15 protein-coding genes are annotated in these 16,122 nt (G+C 74.5%); 5 read left to right on the top strand and 10 right to left on the bottom strand.

Annotated features, from left to right (window positions below):
• Positions 1–16: 16 nt before the first annotated feature.
• The 4 genes from ACZ501_RS21565 to ACZ501_RS21550 all read right to left on the bottom strand — a co-directional run bounded on the left by ACZ501_RS21565 (position 17) and on the right by ACZ501_RS21550 (position 3,562).
• Complete coding sequence (locus ACZ501_RS21565) at positions 17–496, bottom strand: hypothetical protein (protein WP_468797375.1); 480 nt, start codon at positions 494–496, stop codon at positions 17–19.
• Positions 497–583: 87 nt separating this feature from the next.
• A complete protein-coding gene (locus tag ACZ501_RS21560; protein ID WP_362466303.1) occupies positions 584–1,468 on the bottom strand; it encodes a S1 family peptidase in 885 nt (294 codons plus the stop codon).
• Positions 1,469–2,079: 611 nt separating this feature from the next.
• Positions 2,080–2,211 carry a hypothetical protein gene (locus tag ACZ501_RS21555; RefSeq protein WP_468797373.1) on the bottom strand — a complete coding sequence of 44 codons (132 nt, stop codon included), beginning with the start codon at positions 2,209–2,211 and terminating at the stop codon, positions 2,080–2,082.
• 76 nt (positions 2,212–2,287) lie between these two features.
• Positions 2,288–3,562, bottom strand: coding sequence for a DUF5685 family protein (locus tag ACZ501_RS21550; protein WP_468797371.1), 1,275 nt, complete (start codon positions 3,560–3,562; stop codon positions 2,288–2,290).
• Positions 3,563–3,846: 284 nt separating this feature from the next.
• On the opposite strand from ACZ501_RS21550, the gene ACZ501_RS21545 reads away from it, so the two are divergent.
• Entirely contained in the window at positions 3,847–4,305 is a 459-nt protein-coding gene (locus ACZ501_RS21545) for a cell division protein SepF (RefSeq protein WP_361610779.1), read from the top strand.
• A 24-nt stretch (positions 4,306–4,329) separates the two neighbouring features.
• On the opposite strand, the gene ACZ501_RS21540 is transcribed toward ACZ501_RS21545, so the two are convergent.
• Positions 4,330–5,523: an acyl-CoA dehydrogenase family protein gene (locus tag ACZ501_RS21540; protein ID WP_468797369.1), complete on the bottom strand. Its 1,194-nt coding sequence runs from the start codon at positions 5,521–5,523 to the stop codon at positions 4,330–4,332.
• A gap of 100 nt (positions 5,524–5,623) precedes the next feature.
• On the bottom strand, positions 5,624–7,348 hold the full coding sequence (locus tag ACZ501_RS21535) for an MFS transporter (protein WP_468797367.1): 1,725 nt from the start codon (positions 7,346–7,348) through the stop codon (positions 5,624–5,626).
• Positions 7,349–7,633: 285 nt separating this feature from the next.
• Between ACZ501_RS21535 and ACZ501_RS21530 the strand changes: the two genes are divergently transcribed.
• Together ACZ501_RS21530 and ACZ501_RS21525 are read left to right on the top strand one after the other, a co-directional pair.
• Positions 7,634–8,773, top strand: coding sequence for a hypothetical protein (locus tag ACZ501_RS21530; protein WP_468797365.1), 1,140 nt, complete (start codon positions 7,634–7,636; stop codon positions 8,771–8,773).
• Between the two features lie 258 nt (positions 8,774–9,031).
• Entirely contained in the window at positions 9,032–10,081 is a 1,050-nt protein-coding gene (locus ACZ501_RS21525; RefSeq protein WP_361611260.1) for a phosphatase PAP2 family protein, read from the top strand.
• A gap of 248 nt (positions 10,082–10,329) precedes the next feature.
• Here ACZ501_RS21525 and ACZ501_RS21520 read toward each other — a convergent pair whose 3' ends face one another.
• Together ACZ501_RS21520 and ACZ501_RS21515 are read right to left on the bottom strand one after the other, a co-directional pair.
• Positions 10,330–11,301, bottom strand: a complete 972-nt coding sequence (locus ACZ501_RS21520) for a helix-turn-helix transcriptional regulator (protein WP_468797363.1) — start codon at positions 11,299–11,301, stop codon at positions 10,330–10,332.
• Between the two features lie 110 nt (positions 11,302–11,411).
• A complete protein-coding gene (locus ACZ501_RS21515; RefSeq protein WP_468797361.1) occupies positions 11,412–12,212 on the bottom strand; it encodes a LysM peptidoglycan-binding domain-containing protein in 801 nt (266 codons plus the stop codon).
• 301 nt (positions 12,213–12,513) lie between these two features.
• On the opposite strand from ACZ501_RS21515, the gene ACZ501_RS21510 reads away from it, so the two are divergent.
• Entirely contained in the window at positions 12,514–13,335 is an 822-nt protein-coding gene (locus ACZ501_RS21510) for a hypothetical protein (RefSeq protein ID WP_361611792.1), read from the top strand.
• Between the two features lie 158 nt (positions 13,336–13,493).
• Complete coding sequence (locus tag ACZ501_RS21505) at positions 13,494–13,928, top strand: hypothetical protein (RefSeq protein WP_468797360.1); 435 nt, start codon at positions 13,494–13,496, stop codon at positions 13,926–13,928.
• A 14-nt stretch (positions 13,929–13,942) separates the two neighbouring features.
• On the opposite strand, the gene der is transcribed toward ACZ501_RS21505, so the two are convergent.
• Both der and ACZ501_RS21495 read right to left on the bottom strand, forming a co-directional pair.
• Positions 13,943–15,406, bottom strand: a complete 1,464-nt coding sequence (der, locus tag ACZ501_RS21500) for a ribosome biogenesis GTPase Der (RefSeq protein WP_361608021.1) — start codon at positions 15,404–15,406, stop codon at positions 13,943–13,945.
• A 75-nt stretch (positions 15,407–15,481) separates the two neighbouring features.
• Entirely contained in the window at positions 15,482–16,069 is a 588-nt protein-coding gene (locus tag ACZ501_RS21495; protein ID WP_361608057.1) for a lysophospholipid acyltransferase family protein, read from the bottom strand.
• Between the last annotated feature and the right edge of the window lie 53 nt (positions 16,070–16,122).

The raw sequence follows: 16,122 nt of genomic DNA, 5'->3' as shown, positions 1-16,122 counted from the left end.
GGGTGGGGGGCGCGGCTCAGGCGCGGGTCACGCCCTCGCACCAGATGACGGTGACGGGTTTGCCGAGGGCCCGGGCGTAGGCGACGATCTCGCCGGTGCCGCCGTGTCCGCGCGCGGGCAGGCCGTCCCAGACGGCGACGAGCCGGTCGCAGCTGTCCGCGATGTAGGTGCCGGCCGCGTAGTAGGCCTCGTCGGTGGAGCGGGCGAAGGCCATCGTGACCTCCTGGGCGGCGCGGCGCTTGAGCCGTCGGTAGCCGGCGAGGGCGTCGGGGTCCTCGAAGGTGTCCTCGTAGTCCCCGCTGGGGATGACGACGGTGAGGTCGGCGCCGTATTCGAGGGCGATGGCGGCGAAGAGCTGGTCGGCTCCGTCGGCGAGGCTGGAGAAGGCCTCCAGCGGGCCCCGGTGGCCGCCGAGCACGGCCCGCAGGCCCGCTTCCACGGGGCCGAGCGCCTCGTCGGGAATCGAGCGGTGCCCGGTCACGCCGATGCGCTTCATACGAGATCCTCCCCCGTGGACGCCCTGGACATCCTCCCAGAAGGAGGGAGGACGTCCAGGGGGCCTGCGGGCCCGCGGAGGGCCCGGTCAGTAGACGCTGACGCCGTAGGCGTTCAGGGCTTCGACGACGGGCTGGAAGAAGGTGGTGCCGCCCGAGGAGCAGTTGCCGCTGCCGCCCGAGGTGAGGCCGACGGCGCGGCTGCCGGAGTAGAGCGGGCCGCCGCTGTCGCCGGGTTCGGCGCAGACGTTGGTCCGGATCATCCCGTAGACGATGTCGCCGCCCCCGTAGTTCACGGTGGCGTTGAGGCCGGTCACGGAGCCGCTGTGGGTGCCGGTGGTGGAGCCGCGGCGGGTGACGGACATGCCGGTGGTGGCGTTGACGGCGCTGGTGATGTCCTGGCCGCCGACGGTGCCGGGCGGGACCGGGCTGTTGCTGGCGTACTTGATCAGCCCGTAGTCGTTGGTCGGGAAGCTGGAGCCGACGGTGGTGCCGACGGTCGTGGTGTGGGAGGAGTTGGTCCACCAGGTGCCGGCGCCCTCGGTGCAGTGGCCGGCGGTCAGGATGTAGTAGGTGCTTCCGCTGCGGACGTTGAAGCCGAGCGAGCAGCGCCAGCTGTTGGCGTAGATGGCGTCGCCGCCGGAGAGCAGCTTGGTGAGTTTGCCGGGGGTGCGCTCGATGCGCAGGGCGGCGGCGTCCGCTCCGGCCTCGCGCCGGATTCTGCTGATGTCGGCGGCGGTGACGGTGGAATCGGCGGTGACCACGAGGGTTCCGGTGGCGGGATCGGTGTGCCAGGCGGTGCCGGCGACGTCGGCGCGCAGGACCGAGGCCCCGGCGGCGGCGAGGCGGGCGGGGCTGAAGCCGGTGCCGTTGTCGTCGGCGCTGGCGGCGGTGGGGGCGGCGAGGGCTGCCGTCGCGGCCAGGCCGGCGGTCAGGGCGAGCAGCCGCAGACGGGTGGTGCTGTTGATCCTCACTTGACGTCCTCCCGGGTGGGGGTCGGGGGCTTCGGCTGGGGTGGGGGATGCCGGAGCCCGTGAGCGGCGGTGGGGGGCAGGGCGGGCGCGCGGCGGGTAAGCCGCTGATTCGACGTGGCCCTGACAAGTCCGCCGGGTGACGCTGAACGGGAGTGTCCTGGCGTCGGTTACCGGCGGCAAGGGCGCCTTTCAGCCGTCGTCCCCCGGCGGCGACCGGGAAGGGCAGGGCGCGCCCGGGCCGCGGGAACGGGCGGTCGAGGCGGCCGTCGAGGGCGCGGGGCGGGAGCCGGGCCCGGTCGGGGCGGCGGTTCGGCTCGCCGCCGCGCCCGCGGGCGCGCCCGGCGGCGTTCCCGGCCCGGCCCCTGCGCTGCCGCGGGTACGGGCCGCGGCGCCCGGGGAGCCGTGGCGCCGGGGCGCGGCCGGTGACCTCGACGCCTGCGAAGCCCCGCCGGGTCCCCGGCGGCGGGGCCGTGGAGGCGGGCCGCTCCCCTGCCCCGCGCGCCCGGCCGCCGCGCGCCGCACCCGCACGGCCGCGGGCCGGGGGCCGGCGGGGCGGGTCCCGTCCGCGCGGGGCCGCCCGTCGTGCTCCGCGCCTTCTCCGGCGGGGGCGTTCAGCAAGAACCCGCCGTCCTGGACGCGCCGGTGGCCGGGAACGGCCGGAAGTCGACCTTCGCGGTGGTCCGGGACGCCACCCGGCGCCCGTGCAGCTCCCGCCGGGCCCCGGCCGGTTCGTGATCGCTCATGCCGCTCAGCCCTTCCCCCACCGGCCGGACGGGAACCTCCCGGTAACCCGTCCGGACCTGGGGAACTGACGCGGTCTCAGCAGTCGCAGCCGCAACCGTCGCAGCAGCAGCCGTCACAGTTGCAGCAGTCGCACCCGTCGCCGCAGTCGTCGCACCAGGCGTCGCGCTTCTGGCGGGACCAGGGGCCCTCGTAGTCCGTGCAGCAGATCTGACAGGTGCAGAAGAGGCCGATCGCCACCGCGCAGCCGTGCAGCAGCCCCCGGCGCGGCTTCTGCGGGGGCAGCCCGCCGAACCCGCCGCCACCGCCACCCCCGCCGGGGCCTCCCGGGCCCATCGGCGGCGGCGTCCCGGGCCCGCCGGGGGCCGCGTACGGGTGGCCCTGGCCGCCCCCGTACGGGCCGCCGTGCCCGTACCCGGCCTGCGCGCCCGCGGCGTACCCCTGCGGGGGCTGCCCGTAGCCCTGGCCCGCGGAGTTCGCGGCGGCGTGCCCGCACGAGGCGGTCCCGAACGCGCGGTCCACCGAGGTGCGCAGCTCGTGCACCAGCAGCCGGTGGGCGAGGCCCGCGTCGGCGAACTCCACCTCGCGCAGCGCCAGCCGTATCCCGTGCAGCGCGTCGTCGCACAGCCGGCGGGCCTCGGCGCGGGAGGTGCCGGTGGCCGTGAGCGGGTTCCAGGCGCCCGCCAGGGCGTCGGCGGCCTGGTCCTCGACGGCGTCCAGCAGGTGGGCGAGCCGCCCGAAGTACCGGCCGGCCTCGGCGAGGGCCGGGCCGTTGCCGGGCCGTCCCGCGAGGACCGCGGTATGGGCGAAGGCGGCCGCGGTCGCGGTCTCCGTCGGCTCGGTGACCACCAGCACGGGCGTGCCCGGGCCGGCCAGGGTCTCGATGCCGCCCTGGCGGTCCACGGCGTCGACGAGCACCGCCGTGTCGAAGCCGAGCGAGGCGCCGGTGCGGGCGCCGGCCCGGTCCCAGCCCCGGGCCACCTTGCGCGCGGCGGCGGCGATCGGGGCCCGGGCCAACAGCCCGTCCCGGTCGGCCACGTGGTCCCGTACCTTCGCCGAGGCCAGCACCAGCGAGACGGCCGCCGCGAGCCGGGCGCCCTCGCCGTTGGCGACGGGGGCGGTGCGCATGCCGCGCAGCGGGCAGGGCCCGGCGGTGCGCCGGGCACCGGGCAGCGGACCGGACTGAGCCTCCGTCAGAACGGAGACGAGCAGCCCGTCGTAGTTGGTGACGATCCGGGCGAACTGGCCGTGGTCACCGCGAAGTGCCAGGCAGAGGCCGCACAGATGGGCCATCCACTCCGTCTTGAAGCGCTCGCCCAGCCGGTGCGCGCAAGGTCTGACGATGCCGAACAACCGCTTCCCCCGTGTGTCATACGCGTGTTTCGGGGGCATCGTATCCAGCCGGGCGGATCACTCGTACGCCCCAGTGCCTCACCCGGACAGCAGCGGCGGTCGTATTTTCACTCAGTCAGCAGCGGTAGCGTCCGGGAGCCTCGACCGTGCAACGGATGTTCTGCACCAGTCCCGTCACGAAACCTCTGCGCGGCGGCTATCCACTTGGCGCGTTGTCAGCATCATGGACGACCATAGGGGCAGCGGAGAAGAAGACAGACTGGCCACGGTGAAAGGAGGCGTCCATGGGTTCGGTACGCAAGGCGAGTGCCTGGTTGGGTCTCGTAGAGGACAGCGACGACGAGCGGTACTACGACGACGACTACGCGGAGGCGGTGGAGCGCCAGCAGGGCTCGGTCTCCGGCCCCGGCGACCAGTGGGTCACCGACCCCCGCGTGCAGGTCGCCTCGGATTCCGCGGTCGAGCGGGGCCGCCGGATCGCCACCGTGACCCCGGACGGCTTCCGTGACGCGCGCGGCATCGGCGAGCTGTTCCGCGAGGGCGTCCCGGTGATCGTGAACCTGTCGTCGATGGACCCGGCCGACGCCAAGCGCGTCGTCGACTTCGCGGCCGGCCTGACCTTCGGTCTGCGCGGGTCGATCGAGCGGGTGGCGACCAGGGTCTTCCTCCTGACCCCGGCCGACACCCGGATCGTCAGCGGCGAGGCGGGCGGCCGCTCCCGCGACTTCTTCAACCAGAGCTGAGCGAGGCCCTCACCGGCCCACGGCCTAGCGGAAGGCGTCCAGCCCGGTGAGCGCCTTGCCCAGGACCAGCTGGTGCATCTCCACGGTGCCCTCGTAGGTGAGCACCGACTCCAGGTTGGTGGCGTGCCGCATGACGGGGTACTCCAGGGAGATCCCGTTGGCCCCGAGGATGGTCCGCGCGGTGCGGCAGATGTCGATGGCCTCGCGGACGTTGTTGAGTTTGCCGAAGCTGATCTGCTCCGGCCGCAGGGTGCCCGCGTCCATGCGCCGGCCCAGGTGGTGGGCGAGCAGGATGCCCTTGTGCAGTTCGAGCGCCATGTCGGCGAGCTTGGCCTGGGTGAGCTGGAAGCCGCCGATCGGCCTGCCGAACTGCTCCCGCGTCTTCGCGTAGTCGAGCGCCGCCTCGAAACTGGCGCGCGCCGCGCCCATGGACCCCCAGATGATCCCGTACCGCGCGTGGCTGAGACAGCCCAGCGGTCCCTTGAGCCCCGTGACGTCGGGGAGCACCGCGTCCGAGGGCAGCCGTACGTCGTCCAGCACCAGCTCGCTCGTCACCGACGCGCGCAGCGACCACTTGTGCTTGATCTCCGGAGCCGAGAAGCCGGCGCTGTCGGTGGGGACGGCGAAGCCGCGGATGCCCTCGTCCGTCTGGGCCCAGACGACGGCCACCGCGGCCACCGACCCGTTGGTGATCCACATCTTGCGGCCGTTCAGCACCCAGTCGGAGCCGTCCCGCTTGGCGTACGTGCGCATGGCGGCCGGGTCGGAGCCGATGTCCGGCTCGGTCAGCGCGAAGCAGCCGATCAGTTCGCCGGCCGCCATGCCGGGCAGCCAGCGCTGCTTCTGCTCCTCGGAGCCGTACTTCCAGATCGCGTACATGGCCAGCGAGCCCTGTACGGAGACCAGCGAGCGGATCCCGGAGTCGGCGGCCTCCAGCTCCAGGCAGGCCAGGCCGTACTGGACGGCGCTCGCGCCCGCGCACCCGTAGCCGGTCAGGGACATGCCGAGCGCGCCGATGGCGCCGAGTTCGCGGGCCAGCTCGCGGATCTGCGGGAGCTCGCCGTCCTCGTACCACTGGGCGATGTGCGGAAGGACCCGGTCGGCGGCCCAGGAGCGGACGGTGTCGCGGACGGCGAGGTCCTCGGGGCCGAGCAGCTCGTCGAGGCCGAGCGGATCGGTGGGGGCGAACGGGGACTTCGGCGCAGACGGCGCGGACAAGGGGGCCTCCCGGCAGGCACGTGGGGCGGAACCTAGCGGTGCAAGTTTGTCGCCGACCCGGCTCCGGGTCCACCCCCGGCTCTCCGGGCGGCCGCCCGGGTCAGCCCTGGCGGCCGGGCCTGCCGCCGACCGCGGGGTCGCGCTCGGGCCGGACCGGGGCCGGGACCCGCGGGCCGGCGGCCGGCCGGTCCGGGCCGGCGGGCTGCGCGGGCAGGCGTACGGCGGCCCCGGCCCCGGCGGCGTCCCCCTGGCCGCATCCGGCGGGCTCGGCGCCGTCCATGGTGCGCGGCAGCTTCAGCGCCATCGCGGCACCGGCGAGCAGCAGGCAGGCGCTGACCGCGAGGCTGACGTGCAGGCCGTGCACGAAGGAGTTCCGGGCGGCCGCGAAGAGGGACTCCCCCGCCTGGCCGCCGAGGTGCGCGGCGATCTGGTAGGCCTCGCCGAGGGAGTTCGCGGCCCCCGCCGAGTCCTCGGCGGCGACGCCGGGGACGTTCAGGAGGCCGGGCCGGTAGGCGGCGTTCATCACGCTGCCGAGCAGGGCGATGCCCATGCCCGCGCCGAGCTGGTAGGAGGTCTCGCCTATGGAGGCGGCGCCGCCGGCCGTCTCCGCCGGAGCCTCGCTCAGCATGGACTCGTACGCGGCGAAGAGGGTGGTCTGGAGCCCGAAGCCGAGCAGGACGAAGCCGGCCGTGAGCAGCACCGGACGGTCGTGCTGGCCCATCAGCGTCAGCAGCAGCACGGCGCCCGCGGTGAGCACGAAGCCCAGCGAGACCATGGTGCGCGGGCCGACCCGCTGGAGGGTGTAGGAGCCGGTGGCGCCCGCGGCCATGGCGGCGAAGGTGAGCGGCAGCAGCCGCAGGCCGGTCTCCAGCGGACCGAGGTGCAGCACCAGCTGGAGGTACTGGACGGCGAGCAGCTCCAGGCCGACCAGGGCCAGCATGGCGAGCACGATGCAGCCGACGGAGGTGGAGAAGGCGGCCCGGGAGAACATCCGCATGTCGATCAGCGGGTGCTCGCGCCGCTTCTGGCGGCGTACGAACAGGACCAGCAGGGCCACGCCGAGCACCAGCGGGATCAGCGCCGCGGGGTCGGTGAGGTGGCGTTCCGCGCCGAGCCGCTTGATGCCGAGCACCGCTCCCAGGACGCCGCAGGCGGCCATCAGCGCGCCGAGCACGTCCCAGGGCCCGTCCGCCGAGCCCCGGGATTCGGGCAGCAGCCAGCGGCCGACCGGCAGGATCAGCGCCATCAGCGGGATGTTGATGAGGAAGACCGAACCCCACCAGAAGTGCTGGACGAGGAAGCCGCCGAGTACGGGGCCGCCGGCCGCGCCGATCGCGGCGACGGCGGTCCAGATGCCGATGGCCAGGGCCCGCTCCCGCCGGTCGGGGAAGACCTGGCGCAGGATCGACAGGGTGGCCGGCATGATCATCGCCCCGCCGACGCCGAGCAGGGCGCGCGCGGCGATCAGGACCTGGGCGTTGTCGGCGAGGGCGGCGATCGCGGAGGCGACGCCGAAGAGGGTGTAGCCGAGGAGCAGGATCCGGCGGCGCCCGACCCGGTCGCCGAGGGTGCCGAAGAGGATCAGGAGCGCGGCGCAGACCAGCGGGTAGGCGTCGACGATCCACAGGAGTTCCATCGGGCCGGGGCGCAGGTCCTCGGTGACGGAGGGGACGGCCACGTGCAGGATCGTCGCGTCGAGCGCGACGAGCACGAGGCTGACGCACAGAACGGCGAGGACGAACCAGCGGTTGGCCCCGCCGGAGACCGGGCCGAGCCGGTGCCGGAGGGAGGGCTTCCTGTCGTCGGCCGTGTTCGTCCCCGACATGCATGTACCTCCCAGGTGGTCCCTCGCACTCGGCGGACAGCGTCGTGGGGCGCCGCGGGTGTGGTGCGCTGTGCGGCGTCCTACGGGGTCCGGCATCGACACGCGAGTGAAGCGTCAGCGTACGCGAGTTCGTGTGTCCCCCACGTGGTCAAGCTCTCATCCCGGCGGCGGCCCCGCTGTGGTGTGCGCCACTCGCCCCGTTCCGTCCTCCCCCCGCGCGCACGCCCGCTCACGCTCCGTGGCCGCGTGCCGTTTCCGCCGGTCGCGCCGTCGATACTCGTCCCCGTGACCACTGTGCCCCGTGACCCCGCCCCTGCGAAGGACCCCGGCGCGCGCCGTGCCGCGCCGGCCGTCGCCGCCTTCGCCGCCGTCCGGCTGCTGGGGCTGGCGGCGCTCGCGCTGTGGGGCGCCGCGGCCGGCAGCAGCCCGCACACCCTGCTGTCGGCGCGCTGGGACTCCCTCTGGTACGCGCGGGTCGCCGCCGGCGGGTACACGTACGAGGTGGTCCTGCCGGGCGGGGCCGTCCATTCCAGCCTGGCGTTCTTCCCGCTGCTTCCCTGGCTGGAGCGGCTGGTGGCGGCGCCCACGGGACTCTCGTACGGCTCGGCGGGCCTGGTCGTCTCGGCGGTGGCGGGGCTCGCCGCGGCCTGGGGGATCTTCGCGGTCGCCGACCTGCTCCACGGGCGACGCGCCGGGGTCCTGGCGGTGGCGCTGTGGGCGGCGCTGCCGGTGGGGATCGTGCAGTCCATGGCGTACAGCGAGTCGCCGTTCACCGCCCTGGCCGCCTGGGCCCTGTACGCGGTGCTGCGCGGGCGGTGGATCACGGCCGGCCTGCTCGCCGCGGGGGCGGGGCTGACCCGGCCGGTCGGGGCGGCGGTGGTCGCGGCGGTGTGGGTGGCGGCGGCCCTGGCCCTGCGGCGCGGGGAGCGCTCGTGGCGGATGGTGCTCGGGGTGCTGCTGGCTCCGCTGGGGGCGGCGGCGTACGTGCTGTGGGTGGGCCGGCGGACGGGGGGCGGGCTGCTGGGGTACCTGGACGTCCAGGCGGGCTGGGGCAACGGCTTCGACGGCGGGTGGGCGTTCGCCCGCTTCATCGGGGACCGGCTCGCCTCCCCCGCCTTCGCAGCGGGGGCCGGGCTGATCGCCGGGGTGCTGCTGGTGCTGTGGCTGTACCGGCTGTGCGTACGGGACCGGCAGCCCGCCGCGCTCCTCGTGTACTGCGGGGTCGTGGTGGCGCTGGCGCTGTGCGCCTCCGGCTACTTCGGCTCCAAGCCGCGGCTGTTGCTGCCGGCCTTCCCGCTGATGCTGCCGGTGGCGGCGGCCCTGGCGCGGTGGCGGACGGGGCGGGCGGCGGGCGTGCTGGCGGCGCTGGCGCTGGCCTCGGCGGTGTACGGGGCCTTCTGGCTCAACGGCTCGGGACCGCCCTAGGCGCACCCGCCCCGGTGATCACGGAATGGATCATTCCAATCCATGATTGCGCAAAGGAATTGACCTGCCTCGATAAGCCGCGCGTAAGTATGCCGATAATTGCGGGGGCAGCACTCCCGGAGTTCAATCCGGAAAGTTCCAACAAGTGGCGGAACAAGGGGAATTAAGTCCCCCGTGAGACGCACTCCACATCACATGGTCATCACAAAGCGCGCGATTCGCCCGGGCTGCGCTGCGGCGCGCGGTAACGTCGATTGAGTGCGTACTGACCAAATGCTTGCCCGTCTGGAGCCGGTGTTCGCCCGGCTCGACCGGGAACCCGAGCGACCGGCTCATCTGCAAACTCCGCAGATGAGCCGGCACCGCGTCGTGCTCCTCTCCGCGACCCTCGCGTTCTACCTCGCGATCGTCGTGGCCGTGCTGACGACCTCCTGGCTCGTCCGCCTGGACTGGCAGATCATGTTCTTCCGGCCCTACGAGCAGTGGCCGCAGGTGCACGCGTTCCTCGACTACCTCGTCGTACTCGGACAGCGCGGACCCACCGCGGTGATGGTCGCGGCCTGGCTCGGCTGGCGCTCCTGGCGCCAGCACACCCTGCGCCCGCTGATCGCCCTCGGCGTGGCCCTGCTGCTGCTCAACATCACCGTGGGCTCCGTCAAGCTCGGCCTCGGCCGGCTCGGCCCGCACTACGCCACCCAGATCGGCTCCGCCGAGCTCTTCGCCGGCGGCGATATATTCCCTTCGGGTCACACCGCCAACGCCGTCGTGACCTGGGGAATCCTGGCCTACCTGGCCTCCACCACCGTCACCCGCCGGGTGCTGTCCGTGCTCTCCGCGGTCGTCTCGCTGAGCGTCGGCGCCACCACCGTGTACCTCGGCACCCACTGGGTGAGCGACGTGCTCCTCGGCTGGACCGCCGGACTGCTCATCATGCTGGCGCTGCCCTGGTTCGAGCCGCTCATCGGCCGCGCCGAGGCCTACGTCTTCGAACTGCGCGAGCTGTGGCGCCGCCGGCTGGAGGACGGCCGGGTCTCCGAACCGGTCGCCGCCGCGCTCACCCCGCTGCTCTCCGCGGGCGGCAAGTGGCAGCCCGGACGCACCCCCGCCGGCGAGGACGGGACCCCCGCCCCCGCCCAGGCCCCCGCCGGGCACTCCCCCGCGCTGCGCCCCGCCGCGCACCAGGTCTCCCGGCAGCACGTCATCCGCTCCGAGCGCACCCCGCTCACCCCGGCCGGCAGCCGCCGCCCGGCGCACACCGAGCGGGCCGCCGCGCGGGGGGCCTCGGCCCGCCCCGCCACCGGCGGCTGACCGCCGCGGGGGCACGGTACGCACAGCCCCGCCCCACACCGCGAAAACGGCGGGCCGGTTCACCTGACCGGCCCGCCGTCGGCGTTCATATGGCCGGACGCGTCACCCCGGTGAGCGGATGTTCCTCCGCTCCGGGTCACGCTTGTGTCACGGGTCGTCGACGGTACGCGGCCCGAATCCCGCCTTTAGCCGGCCCTTTCGAATTCCGCCGGAGAAGCCGAATTCGGGGCACCGGACACGGCCCGGGATTACTCCGGAGCGGCTTCCACCGCCCGGCCCAGAAGGTCCCGCAGACCCCGGATCCGCTCGGCCAGCCCCGGCGGCTCCACCACCTCGAACTCACAGCCGAGCAGCAGGATGTGAATCAGCAGGACGTCCAGGTTGACCGCCCCGGTGCGCAGCAGGCAGCTCCGCTCGTCGACTGCCTCCAGCGCCCCGTCGGAGGGCCCGATGATCCGCGCCGCCTCCTCGGCCGGGACGCGCAGCCGCACCAGCGCCCGGGCCGCGTACGCGCGGTGCGCCACGCCCTGGGAGACGTACGCGGCGAGGTCCTCGGCGGGGGCCGGGCGCGGGACGAAACGCGGGCCGTGCGGCGGCCGGGGCTCGATCCGGTCCGCGCGGAAGGTCCGCCAGTCCTCCCGCTCGACGTCCCAGGCGACGAGGTACCAGCGCCGCTCGGAGCAGACGAGCCGGTGCGGCTCGACCACGCGCCGGCTGACGCTGCCGCCGTGGTCGCGGTAGCCGAAGCGGAGCCGCTCGCTGTCGCGGCAGGCCGCGGCGAGCTCGGTGAGCACCGAGGCGTCGACGGTGGCTGGGCCCGGGCCGCGCAGCATGGGCACGGTGAACTCGTTGAGCGCCGAGACCCGTCTGCGCAGCCGTGCCGGCAGTACCTGCTCCAGCTTGGCGAGGGCCCGTACGGAGGCCTCCCCGATGCCCTCGACGCCGTGGCCGGCGGCCGTGCGCAGCCCGACGGCGACCGCGACGGCCTCGTCGTCGTCCAGCAGCAGCGGCGGCAGCTCGGCCCCGGCCCCGAGCTGGTAGCCGCCGCCGGTGCCGGGGCTGGCGTTCACGGGGTACCCGAGCCCGCGCAGTCGGTCGACGTCCCGCCGCACGGTGCGCGGGGTGACCCCGAGCCGTGCGGCGAGGTCGGCGCCGCTCCATTCCCGGTGGGCCTGCAACAGGGAGAGCAGGCGCAGCAGTCGCGCGGAGGTCTCGAGCATGCCGCCCAGTGTGCCCGCAGGCACGCGCCGCCGCCCCGGCCCCTCCCCGACCCGCCGCCGCGCCGGGCTCCGTCAGCGGGGCCGCGGGCGGGGCGGAGAGGTGTGAGGCTTCAACGCACCGGGACGGGGCCCGACCTCGCAGGCGTCGGCGACGGGACGGCCGGGGACGGGGTCGGCGGGGCTGCCGGGGACGCAGGCGGGGCCGACGGGGCCTGGGGCGACGGCGTCGTGCTCGACGGGGACGGGGCCGACGGGGACGGGCTCGGCGGCGTCGGGGTCGGCGACGGGGTCGGCGTCGGTGAGGGCGTCGGGGGCGTGGGGAGGGTGAGGAGGAGGCCCGGTTTCAGGGCGGACGGGCGGGGGCCGACCGCCCGGCGGTTCGCCGCGTACAGGGAACGCCAGCCGCCCTCCACCCGGCGCCTGCGCGCGATCCCCTCCAGCGTGTCCCCCGCCCGCACCACGTGCATCCGCCCCGTCAGCCCGTACCGCTTCGCGCACTCGGGCCAGGACTCCCACCCCCGCACGGCCACCAGTTCCTCCGCGACCCGGATCTGCTGCTCCCGGCTCGCCAGGTCCGCCCGCGCCGCGTACGCCAGCCCCCCGTACTCCTCCCAGGTCGGCTGCCCGAACTGCAGCCCCCCGTAGAAGCCGTTGCCCGTGTTCACCGCCCACCGCCCGCTGCTCTCGCAGTCCGCGACGCAGTCCCACGGCCACTGTCCCCCCGGCCCGCAGTCCCCCGCCCCGCTCCCGATCACGCCCGGCGAGCCCGGCTGCGCGGCCCCCGCCGGGCCCGGAGCCGGCGGGGGCGGCGCGGCGGCCGCGCCGACACCCGACGGGAGGGCGAGTACCAGCGCGGCGGCCGCCGCGGCCACGGCGGTGGCCGCCGCCCGCCGCATACACAGATCGGGCATCGGCTCACGCTACGGAGCCGCGGCCCGCCGTCCGCCCCGCCACGCGGTGCCCCGCCGCGGCCCACCCGGACGGCCGACACGGCCCCGGCCGCCGCGACAACAGGTGGCGACAGGAACAGCCACCAACTGCGCACAAAGAGGCAACAGTTGCCGGAAAGCGAAGCCGCAGCCCGACGGTTCACTCGTTCGGGTGGCCGGTTCGATTCCGTTCCCTCAAACGGCGTGACCCCGGCCGCCACTGCGCCGTTGATCCCGGCGAGCCGGGAACCCCCCGGCCTCCGCACCAATGAGGAGCCACCCCGTGCCGCGCATGCTCGACGTCAGTCTTGAGGTACGTGCCGAGATCGGTGACGAAGAAGCCGACAGGCTGCTCACCGGCGACGACGCCCCGGGCAGTTACGACTGCACCTCCTGCCGCACCCCCGGCGACCCCGAGACCGACCCCACGAGCACCGTGCTGTTCGTGGGCGAGGAGACCGCCGTCCTCGCCTTCGCCCACGCCGCCTGCATCCCCTCCCAGGTCGTGACGGTCTCCGAGGAGCAGCTCCAGGGCGCGGTCCGCAGCATCACCGGCGACAGCCCGGCCCCCGCCCCCGCCCCCGAGCAGGCCCCGGGCGAGGTTCCGCAGGCGGTCCCCGGCGGCCAGGCCGTCCTCGGCATCACCAGCGGCCTGGTCCTGATCGCCGGGGAGCTGCACCCCGCGCTGGTCGTCGAGCCGACCGCGCCGATCGCCCGCCCCGGCACCACCGGCCCCGGCGACGACTTCCTCCCCCTCCTCATCGAGCAGGGCTTCATCCCGGTCACCGACACCGACGAGGTCCCCTCCCCCCTCACCGGGTGGTCCGTGCTGCTGGCGGCCGGCCAGCTGCACGCCGTGCTCCAGCCCGGCATCGAGGGCGGGCCCCAGGTGGCCTGGTGGCAGGCCCACCAGGCGCTGAGCGTCACCGACGGCTGGCGGGCCGCCGTCAACAAGACCCAGCGCGTGCTCGTCTACGCCGCCCCGGTCGGCTCCATCGGCCAGCAGCCCCGCGAGGACCTGCTGCGCGACGCCCTCGACAAGGCCGCGAGCAACGGCAAGCTGGTCGCCGCCTCGATGCCCCTGGCCGGCACTCAGGCCGCCTGAGCCTTCTCCCTCCTCCACCCGAGACGGCCGTCCGCCCCCGACCAGGGGGCCGGCGGTGTGCGCCGGGGGTGCGCGGTCCGTCCCGCGCACCCCCGGCGATCTGCGTTTTCCGCCCCGTCACCCCGCATCCGCAGGGCGCCGGTTTCGTTGGCTGATACGTGCATGCATACGACCCCTCCCGCGCCCCGTTCCGTGCGAGCAACGCCTCGCCCACCCCGATCTACGACAGCCTGTACTCGGAGTACCTGCGCGCCTTCCGGGCGCTGCCGGGCGACCGTACGGGCGAGGAGGACCTCGGCTTCACCGCGTTTTCGTACGGCAGCGGGTACACCGCCGGCTCGTACGGGAGCGGCACCACGGGCTCGTACGGGAGCGGCACGGGCAGCTCGTACGGAAGCGGCGGCAGCGGCTGGAGCGGGGCCGCGTGGCAGCAGCAGTCCGACTCCTGGCAGCCCTCGTACGTCCCGCCGCAGGGCCAGCCGGCGTACTCGTACGCGGGCACCGGCTCCGGATACGGCGGCGGGCGGCAGCACCAGACCGGGATGCAGCACATCCCGGCGGCCCTGCCGCCCGCTCCGCGCCGGGGCTACTGACCCCGGCCCGGCCGCTACTTCTTCTTCTTGTACGCCGCGCCGCGCTTCTCACGCACCCGCACCGAGATGTGGAGCGGGGTGCCCTCGAAGCCGAACTCCTCGCGCAGGCGGCGCTCGATGAAGCGCCGGTAGCCGTGCTCCAGGAAGCCGGAGGCGAAGAGGACGAACCGCGGCGGCTTGCTGCCCGCCTGGGTACCGAACAGGATGCGGGGCTGCTTGCCGCCGCGGATCGGGTGCGGGTGGGCCGCGACGACCTCGCCGAGGAAGGCGTTCAGCCGGCCGGTGGGGACGCGCGTCTCCCAGCCCGCGAGCGCGGCCTCGATCGCCGGGACCAGCTTCTCCATGTGGCGGCCGGTCTTCGCGGAGACGTTGACCCGGGGCGCCCAGGAGACCTGCTGCATCTCGGTCTCGATCTCGCGCTCGAGGTAGTAGCGGCGCTCCTCGTCCAGCTCGTCCCACTTGTTGTAGGCGATGACGATCGCCCGGCCGGCCTCGACGGCCATCGTGATGATGCGCTGGTCCTGGACGCTGATGTTCTCGGTGGTGTCGATCAGGATGACCGCCACCTCCGCCTTCTCCACGGCGGCGGCCGTGCGCAGCGAGGCGTAGTAGTCGGCGCCCTGCTGGAGGTGGACCTTCTTGCGGATGCCCGCGGTGTCGACGAACTTCCAGGTGACGCCGCCGAGTTCGATCAGCTCGTCGACCGGGTCGCGGGTGGTGCCGGCCAGCTCGTTGACGACGACCCGGTCCTCGCGCGCGACCTTGTTCAGCAGGGAGGACTTGCCGACGTTCGGGCGGCCGATGAGGGCGATGCGGCGCGGTCCGCCGACGCCGGCGCCGCCGAAGGTCTGCTCCGGGGCTTCCGGCAGGGCCTCCAGGACGGCGTCGAGCATGTCGCCCGTGCCGCGGCCGTGCAGCGAGGAGACCGGGTGCGGCTGGCCGAGGCCCAGGGACCACAGGGAGGCCGCGTCGGCCTCGCCGCTCTGGCCGTCGACCTTGTTGGCGCACAGGACGACGGGCTTGCCGGCCCGGCGCAGCAGCTTGACGACGGCCTCGTCGGTGTCGGTGGCGCCGACCTTGGCGTCCACGACGAAGACGACCGCGTCGGCGGCCTCGATGGCGTACTCGGCCTGGGCGGCGACGGAGGCGTCGATGCCGAGGACGTCCTGCTCCCAGCCGCCGGTGTCGACGACCTTGAAGCGGCGCCCGGCCCACTCGGCCTCGTAGGTGACGCGGTCGCGGGTGACGCCCGGCTTGTCCTCGACGACGGCCTCGCGGCGGCCGATGATGCGGTTCACCAGGGTCGACTTGCCCACGTTCGGGCGGCCGACGACGGCGAGGACCGGGAGCGGGCCGTGGCCGGCCTCCTCGAGCGCGCCCTCGACCTCTTCGAGGTCGAAGCCTTCCTCCGCGGCGAGCTCCATGAACTCCGCGTACTCGGCGTCGCCAAGTGCTCCGTGGTCGTGCTGGTCGTTCATGAAGTCCGTTCCTCGTCGTTCGTGGTGGTCGGTGGCACCCGCGCAGCGCGGTTCCACTACTAGGTCAAGTCTCGCTCAGCGCCCGGTCAGGCGCTTGGCGTCGGCCAGGTGGGCGGTCAGCCGGCCCTGGATGCGTGTGGTGGCCTCGTCCAGCGCGGTGCGCGTACGACGGCCCGTGCCGTCCCCGGCGTCGAAGGCGGAGCCGAAGACGACGTCGACCCGGCTGCGCAGCGGCGGCAGGCCCTTGACGAGCCGGCCCTCGGCCTCGGTGCTGCCGAGCACGGCGACCGGCACGACCGGGGCGCCGCTGCGGACGGCGAAGTAGGCGAGCCCGGCGCGCAGGGACGCGAAGTCGCCCTCGCCGCGGGTGCCCTCGGGGAATATCCCGAGGGCGCCGCCGTTCTCGAGGACGCCGAGGGCGCGGGTGATCGCGGTCCGGTCGGTGCCGGAGCGGTCCACCTTCACCTGCCCGATCCCTTCCAGGAAGGGGCCGAGCGGGCCGACGTACGCCTCTTTCTTGATCAGGAAGTGCAGCGGCCGCGGCGCGGTGCCCATGACCATGGGGCCGTCGATGTTGTGGGCGTGGTTCACCGCCAGGATGACGGGCCCGGAGGCGGGCACCTTCCAGGCTCCCAGCACACGGGGCTTCCACAGCCCGTACATGAGGCCTATGCCGATGCGCCTGCCGACCGCCGCACCCTTCGGGGAGGGCGTGG

The sequence above is a fragment of the Streptomyces sp. NPDC034085 genome (assembly GCF_055575555.1).
Note: the sequence above shows the minus strand (reverse complement) of the source record. Positions and strands in the feature narration are given on the sequence as shown.

Bases quoted from the DNA above. Each gene is read 5' to 3' on its own strand.
- ACZ501_RS21555 (WP_468797373.1), bottom strand. From the start codon at position 2,211: ATGAGCGATCACGAACCGGCCGGGGCCCGGCGGGAGCTGCACGGGCGC.
- der (WP_361608021.1), bottom strand. From the start codon at position 15,406: ATGAACGACCAGCACGACCACGGAGCACTTGGCGACGCCGAGTACGCG.
- ACZ501_RS21495 (WP_361608057.1), bottom strand. From the start codon at position 16,069: ATGTACGGGCTGTGGAAGCCCCGTGTGCTGGGAGCCTGGAAGGTGCCC.
- ACZ501_RS21535 (WP_468797367.1), bottom strand. From the start codon at position 7,348: ATGTCGGGGACGAACACGGCCGACGACAGGAAGCCCTCCCTCCGGCAC.
- ACZ501_RS21520 (WP_468797363.1), bottom strand. From the start codon at position 11,301: ATGCTCGAGACCTCCGCGCGACTGCTGCGCCTGCTCTCCCTGTTGCAG.
- ACZ501_RS21565 (WP_468797375.1), bottom strand. From the start codon at position 496: ATGAAGCGCATCGGCGTGACCGGGCACCGCTCGATTCCCGACGAGGCG.
- ACZ501_RS21545 (WP_361610779.1), top strand. From the start codon at position 3,847: ATGGGTTCGGTACGCAAGGCGAGTGCCTGGTTGGGTCTCGTAGAGGAC.
- ACZ501_RS21515 (WP_468797361.1), bottom strand. From the start codon at position 12,212: ATGCCCGATCTGTGTATGCGGCGGGCGGCGGCCACCGCCGTGGCCGCG.